General features: G+C 48.5%; 15 protein-coding genes. All 15 read left to right on the top strand.

Annotated elements, in window-relative coordinates; genetic code table 11:
- Positions 1 to 10: 10 nt before the first annotated feature.
- The 15 genes from CHH60_RS24385 (at position 11) to CHH60_RS24315 (ending at position 19,882) form a co-directional block, all read left to right on the top strand.
- Positions 11 to 2,263: a bifunctional 2',3'-cyclic-nucleotide 2'-phosphodiesterase/3'-nucleotidase gene (locus CHH60_RS24385; RefSeq protein WP_095361574.1), complete on the top strand. Its 2,253-nt coding sequence runs from the start codon at positions 11 to 13 to the stop codon at positions 2,261 to 2,263.
- Between the two features lie 211 nt (positions 2,264 to 2,474).
- On the top strand, positions 2,475 to 3,518 hold the full coding sequence (locus CHH60_RS24380; protein ID WP_095361573.1) for an EAL domain-containing protein: 1,044 nt from the start codon (positions 2,475 to 2,477) through the stop codon (positions 3,516 to 3,518).
- Between the two features lie 228 nt (positions 3,519 to 3,746).
- Positions 3,747 to 5,840 (top strand): methyl-accepting chemotaxis protein, encoded by a 2,094-nt coding sequence (locus CHH60_RS24375; RefSeq protein ID WP_095361572.1) that lies wholly within the window; start codon positions 3,747 to 3,749, stop codon positions 5,838 to 5,840.
- Between the two features lie 140 nt (positions 5,841 to 5,980).
- Complete coding sequence (locus CHH60_RS24370; RefSeq protein ID WP_095361571.1) at positions 5,981 to 7,273, top strand: arsenic transporter; 1,293 nt, start codon at positions 5,981 to 5,983, stop codon at positions 7,271 to 7,273.
- A gap of 643 nt (positions 7,274 to 7,916) precedes the next feature.
- The gene (locus CHH60_RS24365) at positions 7,917 to 8,849 is read left to right on the top strand and encodes a phosphate ABC transporter substrate-binding protein PstS family protein (protein ID WP_095361570.1); all 933 of its coding nucleotides are present in this window, start codon (positions 7,917 to 7,919) and stop codon (positions 8,847 to 8,849) included.
- Positions 8,850 to 8,964: 115 nt separating this feature from the next.
- Complete coding sequence (gene pstC / locus CHH60_RS24360) at positions 8,965 to 9,900, top strand: phosphate ABC transporter permease subunit PstC (RefSeq protein ID WP_236146679.1); 936 nt, start codon at positions 8,965 to 8,967, stop codon at positions 9,898 to 9,900.
- Between the two features lie 2 nt (positions 9,901 to 9,902).
- A complete protein-coding gene (pstA, locus tag CHH60_RS24355) occupies positions 9,903 to 10,790 on the top strand; it encodes a phosphate ABC transporter permease PstA (RefSeq protein ID WP_095291810.1) in 888 nt (295 codons plus the stop codon).
- Positions 10,791 to 10,802: 12 nt separating this feature from the next.
- Positions 10,803 to 11,558 (top strand): phosphate ABC transporter ATP-binding protein PstB, encoded by a 756-nt coding sequence (gene pstB / locus CHH60_RS24350; protein ID WP_095361569.1) that lies wholly within the window; start codon positions 10,803 to 10,805, stop codon positions 11,556 to 11,558.
- 234 nt (positions 11,559 to 11,792) lie between these two features.
- Complete coding sequence (locus tag CHH60_RS24345; RefSeq protein WP_176476194.1) at positions 11,793 to 12,848, top strand: phosphotransferase enzyme family protein; 1,056 nt, start codon at positions 11,793 to 11,795, stop codon at positions 12,846 to 12,848.
- 206 nt (positions 12,849 to 13,054) lie between these two features.
- Positions 13,055 to 13,765 (top strand): response regulator transcription factor, encoded by a 711-nt coding sequence (locus CHH60_RS24340; protein ID WP_095361567.1) that lies wholly within the window; start codon positions 13,055 to 13,057, stop codon positions 13,763 to 13,765.
- Complete coding sequence (locus tag CHH60_RS24335; protein ID WP_176476193.1) at positions 13,762 to 15,225, top strand: sensor histidine kinase; 1,464 nt, start codon at positions 13,762 to 13,764, stop codon at positions 15,223 to 15,225. Before CHH60_RS24340 ends, CHH60_RS24335 begins: the two co-directional genes overlap by 4 nt.
- A 33-nt stretch (positions 15,226 to 15,258) precedes the next feature.
- Positions 15,259 to 16,350: a LolA family protein gene (locus tag CHH60_RS24330; protein ID WP_095361565.1), complete on the top strand. Its 1,092-nt coding sequence runs from the start codon at positions 15,259 to 15,261 to the stop codon at positions 16,348 to 16,350.
- A gap of 31 nt (positions 16,351 to 16,381) precedes the next feature.
- Entirely contained in the window at positions 16,382 to 16,876 is a 495-nt protein-coding gene (locus tag CHH60_RS24325; protein WP_095361564.1) for a PH domain-containing protein, read from the top strand.
- Complete coding sequence (locus tag CHH60_RS24320; RefSeq protein WP_095361563.1) at positions 16,869 to 18,389, top strand: PH domain-containing protein; 1,521 nt, start codon at positions 16,869 to 16,871, stop codon at positions 18,387 to 18,389. Before CHH60_RS24325 ends, CHH60_RS24320 begins: the two co-directional genes overlap by 8 nt.
- A gap of 215 nt (positions 18,390 to 18,604) precedes the next feature.
- Positions 18,605 to 19,882: an MFS transporter gene (locus CHH60_RS24315; RefSeq protein WP_095361562.1), complete on the top strand. Its 1,278-nt coding sequence runs from the start codon at positions 18,605 to 18,607 to the stop codon at positions 19,880 to 19,882.
- Positions 19,883 to 20,022 lie beyond the last annotated feature (140 nt).

Here is a 20,022-nt window from a genome sequence, read left to right as displayed (position 1 = left end):
AGGGGTTATTTTGAAAAAGAACAAAAAAGTATTATCAAGCCTGACTGCCGCTTTGGTTGCATTAAACGTGCTTGCAGTATTTCCGGTACCTGTATCGGCTGCAGATGCTGCCAAAGTAAAATTGCGTATCATGGAAACAACGGACATTCATGACAATCTGCTTAACTACGACTACTACTCCGACAAAGAGACCGATCAATATGGACTCGCCAAAACAGCTACACTGATCAAAAAAGCCCGAGAAGAAGCGAAAAACAGCCTGTTGTTCGACAATGGTGACCTGATTCAGGGTAACCCGCTCGGAGACTATGTAGCCAAAATCGACCCACTTCAAAAGGGTGAGACTCACCCTGTATATAAAGCAATGAACCTGCTCGATTATGATGCCGGTAACATCGGAAACCACGAGTTCAACTATGGTCTGGATTTCCTGGACATGACGCTGGAGGGCGCCAACTTCCCTTATATTAATGCGAATGTCTATGTAGATGACGGCGATGACGATGAAACAAACGACAAGAATTACTTCACCCCATATGAAATTCTGGACAAAAAAGTAACGGATGAGAGCGGCAAAGAGCACACGATCAAAGTGGGTGTTATTGGATTCGTGCCGCCGCAAATCATGCAGTGGGACAGTGCTAATCTGGAAGGCAAAGTCATAGCCAAGGATATTATTGCTACAGCCAAGAAATTCATTCCGCAAATGAAGGCTGAAGGTGCAGACATTATCGTTGCCATTCCTCACTCCGGTTTTGAAGATATCCCTCAAACGGATCTGATGGAAAACTCGGTGCTGTACCTGAGCCAGGTAGAGGGCATTAATGCGATTCTGTTTGGACATGCCCACAAGGTGTTCCCAAGTGCTGACTTTGAAGGCAAAAAGGGAGTGGATCTTGAAAAAGGAACCATCAATGGCGTTCCAGCAGTGGAGCCAGGCTTCTGGGGTGATCATCTCGGAATCATTGATCTTGATCTGGAGCTGGTGGATGGCAAGTGGAAAGTGGTAGATTCCGCGACAGAAGCACGTCCAATCTATGACACTGCGAACAAAAAGCCATTGGTTGATGCAGATCAGGAGATCATCGATGCGGTTCATGAAGAGCACGAAGGTACGCTTGACTATGTACGTGGTCCGGTCGGAGAGACAACGGCTCCAATCAACAGCTTCTTCGCTCTGGTTCAGGATGATCCATCCATTCAGATCGTGACGAATGCTCAGAAATGGTACGTGGAGAAACACATGCAAGGAACCGAGTATGAAGATATCCCGGTATTGTCTGCAGGAGCTCCATTTAAAGCGGGCGGTCGTTCAGGTGCTTCATACTACACGAATATCCCTGCAGGCACCATCGCAATCAAAAACGTAGCTGATCTGTACGTATATCCGAATACGGTACATGCTGTTATGGTTAACGGTGCTGAAATCAAGGAATGGCTGGAATGGTCTGCAGGCCAGTTCAATCAGATCGACCCGGCTAAGGGTGGACAGCAGCAGCTGATCAACATGGATTTCCCGACGTACAACTTTGATGTGATCGATGGTGTAACGTATCAAATTGATGTGACTCAGCCTGCCAAATATGATTCCAAAGCAACCGTGGTGAATGCATCGGCAAGCCGGATCAAGGACCTGAGCTTCAATGGCAAACCGATCGATCCGGAGCAAAAGTTTATCGTGGCAACGAATAACTATCGTGCTTCTTCGTCCAAACTGGCCAATCCGGATGGTAAACGTATCGTTTTGGCAGCACCGGATGAGAACCGTCAAGTCATCATTGACTATATCCGTGATAACAAAACAATCAATCCGGCAGCGGATGGCAACTGGTCACTGGCACCAATTAAGCCTTCTGCAAGTGTAACTGCAGCAGCACTGAACGATCTTGAAGTGGTGTTTGCGTCTTCTCCGGATGCCAAAGCGCTGGTTGAAGCTAACCCGGCAATGTCGTTCATTGGTACGAATGACGAAGGTTTTGCCGAGTATGGCTTGAAATTGACTGGAGAAGCAGCGGTGACTCCTGGACCGGGAACGAAGCCTGCTCCAGCACCAACACCAACACTTGCTCCAACACCAAAACCGGAACCGCAGCCTGAGAAACCAGCAAGCGGCAAAGTGGTATATGTGGTGAAAAAAGGGGACAACCTGTACCGCATCGGCTTGAAATATGGTGTGGACTGGCGCAAGCTTGCCACAGCCAACAAAATTTCAAATGTACATCAATTGAAAGTTGGACAGAAAATCGTAATTCCCGCTTCTTAATATAAAGCGGATAATGAAGGCCGACAGTCAACAGACTGGCGGTCTTTTTTTCTGCAAAAATGTTTAAGACTGTAGCAAAAACGTTCATACCGGAAGTCATCAAAACACTAGAGATTAATTTTATGACCCATGCTATAATATTTACAAACTTTGGGTATATACCATTTAACATTAATTGAAATAGAAACATAAACCGGCAAGGGGGTTCTACATGAATTGCAGTGGCTGCAGTCCAATCTATCCAATTGAGGATCAAGGTACTCTGTATCTGCGTCCCGTTTTCCCCGTTTTGCTGGAAGTGCTGAGATCGTTGGGTGTGCATGTTGAATATTCGGATGAAGCGATATGGATGACCTATACGAATGCCGAATCTGTACAAAACTGGCTGGAAGCGATACAGAAGCTCGAGGCTATCCACACGGAATCCGTTACAGTACAGGTAACTCCAATTCATGAACAGGCGGATCAGGCAGGCTGGATTAGTCTTCAGATGATGAAATCTCGATTCAAGCATGCAGATCTGGTATCGATTATTTTGAACAATCAATTCAGCAGTCATATGCAGCCTATTGTTGATGCACATGAACAGATTGTCGGATTCGAGTTTCTCCTGCGACCTTCCGAAAATGGCACGCCATTTAGCCCGTATAACTTGTTTGAGGTTGCCCGGGACACGGGCTTACATTCCTTTTTGGATCGGACCGCAAGAATCACAGCAATCGAAACAAGTGCAGCTTTTTTGCCTCATGGTGTTAAGCGCTTTGTGAATTTTCTGCCCTCCTCTATATACAATCCTGAATTTTGCCTGACTCATACGTTTGAAGCGATTGAGCGCCTGGAACTGGACCCCAAGGATTTTGTGTTTGAAGTTGTGGAAACGGAACAGATCCAGCATATGTCCATTCTCCAGCATATTTTTTCGGTGTATCGTTCCCGTGGAATGTCGGTAGCACTGGATGATGTCGGGGCAGGGTATTCGACCATTGAATTGATGAATCGGCTGGAGCCTGATTTTGTCAAAATTGATCGTAGTCTGATTGATCAGTGTGATCGTGACCCGGTGAAACAACAGCAGATTATCGATATTGTGGAGATGTCACGCCGATTCGGGGGACGTGTGCTTGCTGAAGGCATCGAACGCATGGAGGAATTTGATTTTTGCCGTTCCATAGGGATCGAGCTGGCTCAGGGATATTACTTTGGCAAACCGTCGGCCAAGCCGCCACAGGGTCCATATCGGCAAACATCTGCCTAGATAAATCCCTTTTTAATATGTACATATAAACAAGTCACTTCTAATTAACGGAGTGGCTTGTTTGACGTGTTATGTAAATTTTTGTAATCAAATATATTTGAATTTAAGCCGATATATAAGATAACCCTATCGAGAGAATTTGGTATGAAGAGAAGGGTTAAGGTCGACATGGAGAGGGTCCTACATACAAACAAAGAAGGATTGAACTTTTTGGAGGGGGAAAAGCAGATGGGGGAGAATCTGGACCAAGGGCAAGCGAAAAAAGCTGCCAAACCAGTCAAGCAGAAAGAAAATAAAGCAAAAAAGAAGAACAAGAAAAGGGGCTTTGTCTGGAGTATACGAAATAAATTGCTGATATCCTTCCTGGCCGTATTGCTGGTGCCCAGTGTGACCATCGGAATGATCACACTGTTGATAGCAGATCGCACAGTAGAAGGTCAACTGATGGATAGTGCCAAACAAAGTGTAAGCACGACGAATTCAATTATTGAAACCCATGTCAATGCGAAGATTCACGATATCAATTATTTTGCCGATTCCATTCGGACAGACATGCTTAGTGAGGATAGTGGTATTTCTGAAGTGGAAATGAAATTACAGCAGTATGTCGGATTGCATCCCGATGCGTTGAATATATTTGTAGGAACTGAAGATGGGACCATGGTTAGGGGGAAAGAAACAACCGGCAGTGCACAAGGGTCCAACTATGACCCAAGGGAACGGGAATGGTACAAGCTGGCGATGGCCAACCCGGGCAATCCCGCTGTGTCAGCTGTGTCCAAGAATACGGATGGAGTAACGGTTGTGTTTATCTCCAAAACACTGGAAGATCAATCTGGTGTAGTAGGTCTGTCTTTGGATCTAACGGAAATTAGTGAACAGGCTTCCATTAAGGTGGGCAAGGAAGGGTACGTTATTATCATGGATCCGGAGAGAAATTATATCTCCTCACCTGTGGTGGAATCTGGCACGCAAGAAACGTCAGAGGCTTTGGATCCCATGTTTGCAGCTCAAGAGGGATCGTTCGATTACACCTATCATGATGACTCCAAAATGATGATCTTCTCCACTAATGAAGCAACGGGCTGGAAGATTGGCGGAACGATGTTCCAAAGTGAATTGTCTCATGCCAGTAAAGACATTCGGATGGCAACCTTAATTGTCATTCTGGCTGCGACCTTCCTCACGCTAGTATTCATTATCTGGTTTACACGTTCCATGCTGCGTCCAATCCGGCGTCTGCAAGAGTCTGCTCGTGCGGTAAGCAAAGGTGATTTGACGGTTAAGATGGAAACCGGACGAAAAGATGAAGTTGGTGATCTCGCCAAGTATTTTGAGCGGATGGTAGATAACCTTCGAATGATGATTCTGGGTGTTCAGGAAACGACGGAGCAGGTATCGGCTTCCTCTCAGGAATTGTCGGCGAGCGCGGAGCAAACGACCAAAGCCATTGAGCATTCGACACTCTCCATTCAGGAACTTGCGGAAGGTGCAGAGCAGCAGGTGAAGAGCGTGACGGATGGATCGGGGCAGATGAGTCGTATGGCCGAAGATGTCCGCATCATGTCTGAACGTGTGCAATCCATTACGCAGAACATGCGGAATACATCCGGAGCAGCTTACTCCGGTAATGAAGCTGCGGGACAGGCCGTGGATCAGATGAGCAGCATTCAGGAAACGGTGGAACAGCTGGCAGTGGTGGTGCAGTCCTTGAATGCACGTTCCACAGAAATTGGAAACATGGTTAATGTCATCGCCACCATCTCCAAACAGACCAACCTGCTTGCACTGAACGCGTCCATCGAAGCGGCGAGAGCGGGGGATGCTGGTCGCGGATTCGCAGTGGTAGCAGGTGAGGTTCGGAAACTGGCGGAAGAATCCGGCAGCTCTGCAGCACAAATCGGTGAACTCGTTCATAATATCCGTCTGGATATGGATGCCGCCATGGATACCATGACAGCTGCCCAGACCCGGGTAGAGGATGGCATTCAGGCAGTAAATACTTCAGGACAGTCATTCGCCCAGATTCGTGAGGCCGTTGAAGATGCAGCCCATACGCTCGATGATCTGTCTCAAACAACGAAGCAGCTGGAGGAAGGGGCGGCTCGTGTTGCTCAAGCCATGAATGATATTTCTGTCGTAACCCAGGAGAGTGCTGCGAATACGGAATCCGTATCGGCTTCCTCTGAGGAACAGCTGGCATCTGTAGAAGAGATTGCGTCATCATCAGCGCATCTGAATAGTATGGCGGAACAATTGCAAGGCCTGCTAGGCATGTTCAAAATGGTGGAGGATACGCCGAAGAACAAGGACCAGGCATAACCCGGTAAAATACTAGTTTCATAGAATAAAATAAAGATAGACAATCCTCCTGTTGCCCTGTATAACTATATCGTTGGTTTTTCTCTTAGATTGCGGTGAATTTATAATAGTAGTAACAGGGTGAAGGTACAGGAGGATTTATGACATACGTAGCTATACTAATCTTTGCATTAACCGTTACATTGGTGATCTGGCAGCCTCGTGGACTGGGTATTGGCTGGTCTGCCTCAGGTGGAGCTGTGCTCGCCTTGCTATGTGGTGTGGTCAGTCTGAATGATGCCTCTGATGTGGCGTCCATCGTATGGAATGCAACACTGGCATTTGTAGGCATCATTATGATTTCACTGATTCTGGATGAGACGGGATTTTTCGAATGGGCTGCACTTCATATGGCGAGACTCGCTGGAGGAAATGGACGCAGATTATTTATCTACTCCATTTTGCTCGGAGCAGCAGTGTCTGCTTTATTTGCCAACGATGGTGCTGCGCTTATCCTGACTCCGATTGTTCTCGCGATGGTGCGTGCGCTGAAATTCGATGAACGCATGGTACTTGCATTTGTCATGGCAAGCGGGTTTATTGCGGATACCACCTCACTGCCGCTGATTGTCAGCAACCTGGTGAATATTGTGTCAGCCGATTATTTTGGAATTACATTTGTGGAGTATGCTGTGCGGATGATTGTTCCCAATTTCTTTTCCATTGTAGCGAGTACAGGAATGCTGTATCTGTTTTATCGTAAAAGTATCCCTCAACGCTACGACATCTCCGCCGCTCGTGATCCCAAGGAAGCCATTCGCGATCCGCGGATGTTCCGTATTGCCTGGTATATGCTTGCGCTGCTTTTGATAGCTTATGTCTCCAGCGAGTTTCTTCCGATCCCGGTATCGGTTATCGTGGGCGCCGTCGCTCTGCTATTTGCCATATTGGCACGCAAGAGTAAAGCAGTTGACCTGAAACGTGTTGTCAAGGAAGCGCCTTGGTCCATTGTGGTCTTCTCGGTAGGCATGTATATCGTTGTATACGGACTGCGTAATGCTGGGTTAACAGATCATCTGAGCCGCTGGTTGGATGCCATAGCAGAGCATGGCCTGCTGGCTGCATCGGTGGGCATGGGATTGATTGCAGCGGTGTTATCATCGGTGATGAACAATCTGCCAACCGTGTTAATTAATGCACTGGCGATCCAGGGTGCACATGCCGAAGGCATTGTTAGAGAAGCGTTGATCTATGCCAACGTGATTGGATCTGATCTGGGTCCCAAAATGACGCCAATCGGTTCACTCGCTACATTGTTGTGGCTGCATGTGTTATCGCGGAAGGGTGTAAAGATTACGTGGGGATATTATTTCAAGGTAGGAGTCATCCTGACGATCCCGACATTGTTGATTACCTTGGCTGGACTGGCCCTGTGGCTGTGGATTTTGAATTAGTAGAAAAGGCTGCTTTTGCTCTGGTGCCAGGCACTTGAGAAGAGCAGTTTTTTTATTTTCTTCTATATATGAAGTTTAAATACATCTAATCAACCATTAAAAATAGACCGGCCTTTTTGGGGCTGGTCTATTTTGTTCTCACCCCTTCTCCCCAGGCGGTGGATTGAAACGTCTGGAAGCGACCAAACAACACCGAAGCAGTTGAGGGGACAGAATCGATTCTGAAGAAGCGCTGGCCTGCTGCTTGAAGTTTTTTTTTACATTACATTGGAACGGAGAGGACAGCAATAATCTGTAGAAGCGAAGCATTCGCGTTTATCACCGGATTTTTACCAAAGGGAAAAATTAATGAAATCCGGGGATAACAGCGATCGGAAGATTGTTCTTTCAGCGTAGTGGTACTATGTAATTTACGTGAAGCCGAGCCAATACAGCGATCGGAAGAACGATTCGGAACCGGAACGGTCGCTTACGGTGTTGTTTTTCCTTCCATATATTTCAAAACACCGCCCATAATTTTAACATTGCGTTTACAAAACATTGATTTTGAGATGACATACCGAAACTACAATGATAAAAGAGTTGATGGTGATCAAACAAATTCACAAAACGCCATCACTACATTGGGGGAGGAAAACAAAACATGTTTAAAAAGTTGCCGTTTATTTTGATGACCTTAACGTTCGTACTGGTACTCGCAGCATGCGGATCCAAAAATGACGCTGGTACAGAGGGCGCCGCAAGCAATGGTTCAGGATCAGGCGAAGCAGCTGCTGAGCTTAGCGGAAACATCCTGGCTGTTGGTTCAACAGCACTGCAACCTCTGGTAGAGCAAGCTGGACAAAAATTTATGGCAGTTGATGAATATAAAAATGTAACAGTGCAAGTGCAAGGTGGCGGTAGTGGTACTGGTCTGACTCAAGTATCCGACGGACAAGCTACAATCGGTAACTCCGACGTATTTGCAGAAGAGAAGCTGGAAGATGAAGCAAAAGCAAAAGAACTGGTTGATCATCAAGTAGCAGTAGTAGCGATCGCACCAGTAAGCAACAAAGATGCAGGTGTTGAAGACCTGACGAAACAACAATTGATCGATATCTTCTCCGGTAAAATCACAAACTGGAAAGATGTTGGTGGTGCTGACCAAGCAATCGTTATCGTTAACCGTCCTAGCAGCTCCGGTACTCGTGCAACATTCGAGAACTTCGCTCTGGGAACGAAAGTAGAAGATATCCAAGGTTCCATTCAAGAAGATTCCTCAGGTACAGTTAAGAAGCTTGTATCCGAGACTCCAGGAGCAATTGGTTACCTGGCACTGTCTTACCTCGATGACAGCTTGCAAGTCCTGAAGTACGAAGGCGTTGAAGCATCCGTTGAGAACGTAGAAGCTGGAACATATCCAGTGTGGGCTTACCAACACATGTACACTAAAGGTGAGCCGGATGCAGCGACAAAAGCATTCCTCGACTACATGCTGAGTGACGAAATTCAACAAACAGACGTAACGGAACTGGGTTACATTCCGGTATCCGGTATGAAAGTAAAACGCGATGCAGCGGGTAACTTGACTCAATAATCTTTGAACTTGCGCATACAGCGAGAGAGGCGGACTAAGGTCCTGCCTCTTTACGCGGTTTTTGAATGAAATAATCCCATATTTTACATTACTCTATTATAGAAGGATGGTTGTTATGGAACAGACCGAAGGGGGAACGGTAATGAACAGCAAGATCAAGTCACGCCGGCCCTTGAGAGAGAAACATTTCTGGGAAGAGTGGACAGGACGGATCTATACGTCGATTTGTGTCGTATTGTTGATCGTTGTCATGTTTTCCATCGTTTATTTTGTGGCGTCCAAGGGTCTCTCAACCTTTTTTAAGGATGGTGTGAGCCTGAGTGAATTCCTGTTCGGCAAAACGTGGAGTCCATCATCAGAACCAGCAGCCTATGGAGCATTACCGTTCATCACCGGTTCCTTCACAACCACCCTGCTGGCCGCTCTGATTGCAAGCCCGCTCAGTTTGTGTGCGGCACTCTTTATGACGGAGATCGTGCCGGGTAAAGGGAAAAAGATTCTGCAGCCAGCCATTGAATTGTTGTCCGGTATTCCGTCTGTCGTATACGGTTTTATCGGTCTGAGTGTTATCGTGCCTTTATTGCGGAGCATCTTCGGCGGAGCCGGCATCGGGATTGCAGCCGGATGTCTGGTTCTATCCGTAATGATTCTGCCTACCGTAACAAGCATTATGGCGGATGCTCTGTCTGCTCTGCCCAAAGGTTTGCGTGAATCGTCCTATGCTCTGGGCGCTACGCGCTGGCAGACGATCTACCGCGTGATTATTCCAACGGTTCTGCCAGCCTTGCTGACGGGGATCGTTCTGGGGATGGCTCGTGCCTTCGGTGAAGCACTCGCCGTACAGATGGTTATCGGTAATGCACCGCATGTACCGACATCCTTGCTTGAATCTGCTTCTACATTAACAAGTGTAATCACCCTGAGTATGGGTAACACCACAATGGGTTCGGTTCATAACAATGCACTCTGGAGTATGGCGCTTGTCCTGCTTGTGATGACGTTTGTATTCGTCATTCTGGTTCGTTTGCTCGAAAGGAGAAACCGGGTATGAAAATGAAGGCAAAAACGGTCGATAAAATTGCTACATCCGTCATAGTTGTTTTAGCCTTGTTCATCGTGGTATTGCTGCTCGGTTTGCTGGGATTCATCCTGTTCCGTGGAGTAGGGCAAATCAACTGGCACTTCCTGACGAGTGCACCGCAGCTGCTCAAAGGGGGAGGCGGGATTGGACCGCAGCTCTTTAACTCCATCTTCCTGTTGATCTTAACGCTTATTATCACCATTCCGCTCGGTTGGGGCGGAGGAATCTATATGGCGGAGTATGCGAAGCCAGGCAAGATTACAAGTTTTATCCGATTGGTTGTTGAGGTATTGTCCTCCTTCCCGTCGATCGTTATCGGTTTGTTTGGTCTCTTGTTGATTGTAAATACGTTCGGTCTTGGCTTCTCCCTGATCTCGGGTGCCATGGCGCTCGCGATATTCAACTTGCCGCTCATGGTGCGGACAACGGAGCAGGCTTTCCGGGCCGTTCCGAAGGAACAGAAGGAAGCGGGCCTGGCACTGGGTCTGTCCAAATGGAAGATCATTACGTCCATTCTGCTGCCTGTGGCGCTGCCAAGCTTGATTACAGGTACAATCCTGGCTTCCGGCCGGATCTTCGGTGAAGCGGCAGCCCTGATGTTTACAGCAGGGATGAGTAGTCCGCCGCTGGACTTCACGGATTGGAATCCGACAAGCCCAAGATCGCCGCTTAACCCATTCCGTCCGGCAGAGACACTTGCCGTTCATATCTGGAAAGTCAACAGTGAAGGCATTGGGCCAGATTCCAAGGAAGTGGCAGCCGGAGCATCTGCGGTGCTTGTTATCCTTGTACTGGCGTTCAATCTGAGTGCACGCTGGATCGGCCGGGTTGTATACCGCCGCATGACAGCTTCGAAATAAGGAGGAACCAACATGGCCATACCTTTTGGTACGGAACAGTTAAGCATATATTATGGGCATTTCCAGGCAGTCAAGCAGATCAGCCTCGCGTTTCCTGAAGCCAGCGTTACAGCGCTGATCGGACCTTCCGGTTGCGGTAAATCCACGTTTTTGCGGTCCCTCAACCGCATGAACGATGAGATTTCCGGTTCCCGCACAGAGGGGCACATCTGGATGGATGGTAAAGATTTGAACGAGCCAGGCACCGATGTGATCAAATTGCGCCAGAAAATCGGCATGGTGTGGCAGAAGCCAAACCCATTTCATAAGTCCATCTACAACAATATCGCGTTTGGCCCCCGCTACCGCGGTATCAAAGGTAAGAAGGCACTGGATGAAATCGTGGAGAAAAGCTTGCGCCGCGCCGCGCTGTGGGATGAAGTAAAGGACAGACTGAATGAGTCGGCCCTGTCTCTCTCTGGTGGACAACAACAGCGTCTGTGTATTGCACGTGCACTGTCGGTTGATCCTCAGATTTTGCTGCTCGATGAGCCGGCATCTGCGCTGGACCCGGTATCAACGGGGAAAGTAGAGGAACTCATTTCCGAGCTTAAGAAGGATCTCCGAATCGTAATCGTAACCCATAATATGCAGCAAGCAGCACGTATCTCGGATTATACAGCGTATTTTTATCTGGGAAACATGATTGAGCACGGGGATACAGAACATATTTTCACCAACCCCGACAACCGTTTGACACAAGAGTACATTATGGGACGTTTCGGTTAGGGAAGTGCATGACATTGGATGGAGTATAATATAAAGCAATAAACAGAGAAGAAAGCATAATACCCAAACGACAACGTTTGGGGTTATGCTTTTTATATTATAGTAATGGTAGGGTTTGCCATAATAAAAACAATCATGCTACGATAACCAGAGTTACAAGATGAGTAGAGATTTCCATATTTCTGAAGGTAGAGATGACGAGTTGAAATATCTAGAATTCTGAAGGAGATGTTGATGATAACAACAGACCACGAACGATTCCTGGACAACTTGGTAGCGGATGCGATAACACGCTATCCCTTAAGGAAGCCCTCGGCCTCCTTTATCCGTCACAATGAGAACCTGACATATCATATAATCGACGAAGCAAGCGGACAGAAGTATCTGCTGCGTATACATAAAGCTGCTTATGCAAGCATGACCGGTATTCAACATACACGTCCGGCACTGGAAGCGGAGATGAGTCTCCTTCATGAATTAAAATCATCTACCGGATTACGCGTGCAGAACCCTGTTCGTAATTCGTCGGGGGATTGGGTTACCGTCTGCTTCCTGGAAAACGGGGAGGAAATCTGCTGCACCATGCTGGAATGGATTGAAGGCAGGGACATTCAGCAAGGGGAGCAGCTGACAAGAGAGCAGATTCATAACTTGGGGATACAGATGCAGACACTTCACCACTATGGTCGTATGAAGGATACGTCTGATACAACCGACACCGGACCAGAAGCGAAGGATGGCTGGACAGGCCAAACTGAAGTTCGTCCATCATATGGAAGTATCAAGGAAAATCTGAACATGCTTGGGCAGCTTGAGGAAGGTGTCAGATTGGGCATATTTACACCTGAGGACTTTGCCTTGATACGTGAGACATTTGCAAATATCAACAACCAGCTGGAAGCATATCCTATTGGCCCAGAGACATGGGGAGTGATTCATGGTGATATTACCCGGGGGAATCTGCTGGTGACAGAACAGGGAATCTCCATGATCGATTTTTGCTTATATGGTTATGGCTATTATCTTTTCGATGCTGCAGGTGCAGCCTTGATCTTCGATAGGGAAGAACGGGATATCTTCCTGTCGGGTTATACCGAACCAACAGCTCCGCTCACCAAACAAGAGATCAGGCTGATGGAAGGATTCATGCTCATTTTTACGTTCGGTTACTATGCCTTCCAGATGGCCAACGAGTCCAGACATGAATGGATGAAGGATCGGATGCCGAGGCTCTGCAGCAAATATTGCAGACCCTACGTCGAGAACCACAGTATCTTCTATGAATTATAAGATCGTTATTTCATACAGTAATGAAGGCATTACGACATTACGACCACATGCTTCAACCAATATAATTGGGGCGTCCTGAACTCAGGGGGCTCTTTTTGCGTACTCGCAGCTTCTTGGTTCAAGAATGCATTTATGAAGAAAGTATAAACTCTGCGGAGAGAAAGATGTATTTCGCTAGAATACAGTCATGGGAGGATGAAGCAGCGATGAGAGACAACGTGAACATATTGCTTGTGGAGGATGATCCGGAAATTGCCCGCATTTTGATGGACCATCTTCGGCGTGAGGGATATGGGGTGACATGGGCTTCGAGCGGTCTGGAGAGCTGGGAAGATTTCAGGAAAGGGACCTATCAGCTGGTCTTGCTCGACCTGATGCTGCCGGAGATGGACGGGTTCACAGTATGTAAAAATATCCGGCTGATCAGCGACGTTCCGCTGCTCATGATGAGTGCACGCATCGAAGAGGAGAGTAAGGTGAGAGGTCTTGGTCTGGGCGCTGACGATTATATTACCAAGCCGTTCAGCCTGGCGGAGCTTACAGCCCGCATTGAATCCCACCTGAGCAGATATCGCAGATATCAGGGCATCAAGCCGGAACCGACCCATCAAGCGTACAACGACGGCTTGTCGATCAACCCATTGAATCAACAGGTGCAGCTTCACGGGGAAGATGTCGTACTGACGGGCAAGGAGTGGGCTTTGCTCACGCTGCTCGCCTCTCATCCGGGCCGTGCATTCACCAAAGCGGAGCTGTATGAACATGTGTGGAACCAGCCGGCAGCAGGAAGTTCAGGTACGGTTACCGTGCATGTAAAGAGCCTGCGGGCCAAGCTGGGCGATGAGCCTCATCAACCACGCTGGATTCAGACCGTATGGGGCAGCGGATACCGATTTATAGGAGATGTAACGGAATGAAGCTGAAGTATTGGTTGATGGTTGCTTTTCTTATTGTGATGCTGCTTCCTGTCGCTGCGGGTTGGGCACTATTCTCCCTATATAACTACTATAACGACCAGCGCTCTGTAGCGGAGTATGTAGAATTAACCGGGCGTCTTGCTCCCATTGAAAAGAGGTTGTCGGATCCGGGCCTGTACCATCTGCAATCTTCGGATGCCTATGCTTCGCTCTCCGGGCTGGTTAATGATCAAGTGAACGTTGACCTCTATTTGCCTTCAGGGATCCGGGTGTATACATCCGGCGGGGATACCTGGGCTGCCGGAGCTTATACGGTCAGGGGTTCGGAACTATATCGAGATCTGTACGACATGCAGATTCGCCATCGCACGTTTACGCTGAAAAAGCCGGTTTGGGAAAAGGGCGAATTGATTGGCATTTATGAGATTACCATGCTTCGCGGAGAGTGGCTGGAGGGCATCTCGGTTCGGACAACCTGGGTCGTTGGGTTCGCTGGTGTTTTCTTTATCCTATTATATGGCACGGTGCTCTGGCTGCTATCCAGAAAGCTTTTCCGTCCGATGAGGCATCTGATGGAACGTATGCATGCTTTTGCGCGGGGTGAGGTCCCCCTGGATAACGTACCGGCACGTCGGGATGAAATGGGCATGCTGCTGGAGCAATTTGATGCCATGCAGGAGAAAGTCAGGCAGACTCAGGCCGAGGTGGAGAAGGAGCAAAAAGAGAAAGAGCTCATGGTCGCTTCGCTGTCTCATGATCTGAAGACGCCATTAATGTCCATCAGTGCCTACGCGGAGGCACTCAGTGTTGATACTCCGCTGGAACCGTCAGAGAAACGGGACTACCGGGATGTGTTGTTTGGTAATGTGGAACGGATGAAACACATGATTGGTGAACTTGAAATGTATACGGCGCTGGGTTCCAGTGAATTGGAGATGACCATGGTTGAGGTGGAAGGAGAAGAGTTCTTCGATATGCTGCTTGGAAGTTACGGGGGACTCGCCGAGCGTGGACAGATTGATCTTAGAACGGTTGTCCGCACAGACCGCCTTTACCGGCTTCATCCCGAACAGCTGATGCGTCTGACAGATAATTTGATCAACAATGCACTGCGTCATACAAGCAAGAACGGTTTGATGGGTCTGGGGGTGATTGCTTCAGATCAGCCGCTGCCGGAATGGGTTATTCCAACACTGGCGCTGGAGCTGAATCAGTACAGAACGGGATCAACATTCATTCTGGTGCAAAATGAAGGGACTGCTATTCCCGAAGAACAGCTGGATCGTATTTTCGAACCCTATGTTCAACATCAGAATCAGGAAGAGAAGGCGTATGCGGGCAGCTCGGGTCTCGGATTAAGCATAGCCAAACGGATTGCCATCAAGCATGGAGGTGAGATGCGCATGTGGTCGGCTGAAGGATACGGTACGCTGGCTGCATGTCGATTGCCTGAGATGTAACGCCCTTAAACGAACGAGAGAGGATGAACGATAATGATGAAAAAAGGATGGATGATGCTCGGTACAGCGCTACTTGCGGGTTCACTGCTCGGAGGTTGCGCAGAGAAGGATCTGGTTGGTCTGTCAGGAGATGAGATGATCGAGAAGGTCGTCACCGCAGAAACGAAGCCCGCTTCGTACTATGCCGAAGGAGTAATGAAAGTGTGGTCGGATGACAAATTGAGTCACACCATGCACATTAAGGAATGGGTCGACGGAGAGACAGGGCGAAAGCGCACAGAAACAGAGGAGAATGGCAATATCAGCTACGCGGTCAATAACGGAACGGACATTACTATTTACGAAAAAGAGACAGGCACGGCGTATTCGATGAGCGTATCTGCTATGGGACAACAACCTGAACAGACTCAGAAGCAGATGCTGGTAGATCAGCTGGAACGGTTGCGGGATTCCCATGATGTGGATATGATGGGACAGGAAGAGCTTAACGGACAGGAAGTCATTCACATCAAGCTGATGCCGAAAGAGAATGGCACCTTATCCATCTCCTCCGAATATTGGGTTGACCCCAAAACGTGGATGATTGTTAAAGTCATTAGCACATATGGTGATGAAAAGTCAGAAATGGTCTATGATCCGATTCAATATGATCCCGAATTTTCTGAGGATACGTTCTTAATCGACATTCCCGAAGAAGTGGATGTGCAGAATCTGAACGATCTGAGCCAGAGTTCGGAAGTGAGTCTGGAAGAAGCCGAACAAGCTTTGGGCCAACCCTTTTTACAGGATTTAAATGGTGAGCTGGAGCTGTCACGGATGGAGATGTACTCATCAAGCGGAGAGCTCGGCAGGGATGAAGTGACCTTGTATTACGTCAACAATGATAAGGTTGAAGTGAATCTGACGGTATTCAAGGCGCCGGATGAAAATGTGGATGATACACTGCTGCCGGATGAGTCCAAGGTGAAGGTTCGGGATACCGAGGGTTCGTATATGAAGAGCATACGGAACATATCATGGAGTGAGAATGGGCTGCGTTACTCCATCATGGGTGAGAACGAGGAATGGACGAAGGAGAAGCTTCAGGCTTGGGCGAAGGATCTGAAGCTTCCCAATCAGCCTTAATTTTGAATGGTAGGAGAGTGTGAGTCACGCGATGAATTACACAGAGCTTAACAACGGAGAGCTGCGACGTCTCCACCCCAAAGCCAAACAAGCTACAGCCCTGACGGCCTTTATGGTCAATGGGCTGTTGACTCTTTTGGCCATTGGGTATCTCATTGTCGCATGGGTTAGAGACTGGGTGCTGTGGCCGGGCTGCGTTGGATTAGGGATTTTTATCATTTCACTGATCTGGTACACCTGGATTCTGCCCGGATTGCGACACCGACACTTTAGTTTTCGGGTTGCTGAGGATGAAGTGGAAATCCATTCCGGCTGGTTATGGCATACGGATACGATTGTGCCGATGACGCGTGTACAGCAGGTGGAACTGGAGAGCGGTCCGCTGCTGCGGAAGTATGGACTTGCCAAAGTCAGCATCATTACAGCGGCAGCCACACTTCATATCGCCGGACTGGAAAGAGAGGAAGCAGAGCAATTGAAGCGGAGTATCGGACATCTGGCGAAGGTGGAAGATCACGATGAATGAACCCAAGCATCTACATAAGCTGTACATGTTATTTCCCTTTTTTAGCGTAATGAAGTCCATCATTCCCATTCTTGTATTACTGATTATCAAAGGCGTGAATTGGAGCAAGTTTCCCTGGTATGGTTATGCGGCTGCCATTGTTCTATTTGCGCTTCCGTTTGTTCTGTATGGGTGGTTTAAATGGCGTAAGTTCAGCTACACGCTTCAGGATGATCGGATTGTGCTGCGTCAGGGCATATTTGTCCGGGAGGAGAAATCGATCTATTTCAGCCGTATTCACTCCATCCAGACACAGCAGCCTCTGATTCAGCGTTTGCTCCGGCTGGCACAGCTCAAGATTGAGACGCCGGGCGGTAGCAAAGAGGCCGATGGTGTATTACCCGCTCTCGCCGTTGCGGAGGCCGAGCGGGTAGAGCAGTGGTTATATCAGAAGCGGAATGAGGCTGTGAAGAAAGCGGAAGCACCTCTCTCAGCAGAACATACTGAAGATCTTAATTCAGATGAAGAGGGAGAATCTCCTGAGCAAGAGGAGGAGCACATCCAGGCATCCCCTCCGCTTATGCAGCCAGAACGGGAGGTTCTGCTGCGGCTGTCAGCCGGCAGGCTGTTTGCCGGAGCGCTGACCACGATGAATCTACCGCTCGTCGTCGTATTCGGTACGGGGGTTTATTCCTTCGCGGATGACCTGCTCCCTGCACACTTCTACAGCAGTTTGGTTGAGCGGGCTGGACAGCTGCCTGCAATCTGGTGGCTCGGACTTGTTCCTGTCATGTTTTTGCTGGCCTGGATCTTATCAGCTGTCCTGTTCACGATTAAGTATGCCGGATTCACGGTGGAGCAGGAAGGCGGTAATATTACGATTGTTTCCGGACTGCTCGACCGAAAGAAGCATGTGTTCTCTCCAGGGAAGGTCCAGGCGGTGGAGATCAGGGAGGGACTGCTGCGACAGCCGTTTGGTTATGCCGAGGTGGAGATTTTTGTTTTGACTTCAGAGACGGAGAAAAAAATGATGCTTCATCCGCTGCTGCCGCTCCGCGATGTCAATGAGCTGCTTGCCCGAATTGTACCGCAATTCGTCATGCAACCACCCGCTAACAGACCCCCGGACCGAGCTCGCTGGTTATTCTTACGCTGGAAACTGCTTGGTGCAGCCCTGCTGGGAACAGCGGGGACGGTGTTTCTTGGCCCGATGGGTGCATTTCTATTTCTGCTTATTCCCTTATGTGCCGTTTGGGGATACGGTTGCTTCAAGGATGAAGGGCTGAGTATTCAGGGCAAGCTGCTAACCATTCGCCACCGGGCCATCTCCCGCAGAACAGCGCTGATGCGCCGGCCTCATGTGGTCACAGTGGATACTGTGGCTACCCGAAGGCAGCGAAGCAAGTCCTTGTTATCCGTTCGGGCGAGGCTGATGGTGAATCGGGGCGGCTTCAAAGCCATATTCCTGGAATACGGCCAGGCTAATGCTGTAAAGGAATGGTTTCGGCAGGCTTCGGATTTGACCCAAAAATGATATAGAAAAGTAACTTGGATTAAAACGACTTGAGACTGCCAGATTAACGGCAGTTTTTTTTTCTGTACGGAAAGCCTTGCGAAACATGATGATCGACGCAGGCATTGTCCATTTTTTTACTGCGAAAAAGGATCAAATAGGAGATAATACAATTATTGGGTTTTAAATCAGTGCATTGAATGATTTAAGGAATGAATCCGGGAGGGATATGATGGATGAGCAATGATCGAGATCAGGGGAAAGGGAAGGACGCCGAGTCAGGTGGATGGAAACATGCCGGCTTGCTGCTGGGCGGAGTAGGCATATCCAATCTGGGGGATTTTATCTACATTGTGGCCATTAATTTGATGGTGCTTAACATGACACAGTCTCCGGCGGCAGTTGCAGGCTTGTGGATTATCTCGCCGATTGCCTCGGTATGCACCAAGTTCTGGTCAGGCAGTCTGATTGACCGCTATGACCAGCGGCAGCTGATGATTGGGGCGGATGTGGCGAGAGCTGTGCTCGTGGCACTGCTTCCGCTGATGCCCAGTCTATGGATGATGTACGGCATCATGTTTCTTGTCAGCATGTCGTCATCCATATTCGTGCCTTCTTCGCAGGTGTACATCACCCGGCTGGTTCCTGCTGAGCGGCGCAAGCGATTCAATTCCCTGCAGGCAATGATCAGCTCAGGTGCTTTTATTACAGGCCCAGCCATAGCCGGAGTCATGTTGATCTATCTGTCTCCTGCAGCGGCGATCTATGCCAATGCAGCTTCCTTTGTGGTATCGGCGCTTATCCTGATGTTACTGCCAAGGCTGGGCACGGGAGAGCAGAGCAGCGGTAGGACAAGGCTAACCCCTCGCCTGATCGCCCAGGATTGGCGAGCCGTGATGCTATTCAGTCGCCAAGCAGGATATGTGGTGGGCATCTATGCCTTGTTCCAGATTATTCTTGTTATTGGCATGTCGCTGGATGCACAGGAAGTGGTGTTTATCCGTCAAGTCATGAGCCTGTCCGAGTCACAGTATGGTGCGTTGATGAGTGTTACTGGAGCTGGATACATGGCGGGTTCTTTGCTGGTTTGGTTGTTCGCCAAACATTTGTCCATCCGTCACATGATGGGCGGGGGCGTGCTCCTGGTTGCGCTTGGTTATTTCCTGTTCGCTCGTTCGTTTTCGTTCGAACTTGCCGCATTCGCCTTTATTTTGCTCGGTTTGTGTTCGGCGCCAGCAAACACGGGACTGGTCACCTTTTATCAGAATAATATACCGGTAGACTTGATGGGGCGAATGAGCAGCGTACTTGGACTCATGCTGAGTGCATTGCAGGTCATTTCGATTTTGGTCATGGGTGTAGTTGCCGAAGTGATCTCTCTTCGAACGGTATATACGGTCGTTTCGGCAGTTCTGATGCTGGGTGCCCTTCTGTTATGGCTTACGAGCTGGCTTCCTTCAAGACAGTCAGTTTATAAGGATCACAGCTCTTCCTCAAAATCTCTCCATAGCTAGTCTATATCCTATTGGAAACTGAACGATTCCGTGGAAAGCTGCATATAATAGTAGAGGAATTTTGCCAAGATGATAATGATGCGTTACTTTTGTTGACATTACCTGTGTTGCATATTAATCTGTTATATGAATGATCAATC

This window comes from Paenibacillus sp. 7523-1, from assembly GCF_002276415.1.
In the GTDB taxonomy this organism is placed as follows: domain Bacteria; phylum Bacillota; class Bacilli; order Paenibacillales; family Paenibacillaceae; genus Paenibacillus; species Paenibacillus illinoisensis_A.
The sequence above is the reverse complement of the archived record's forward strand: the minus strand, read 5'-3'. Positions and strand labels throughout refer to the sequence as shown.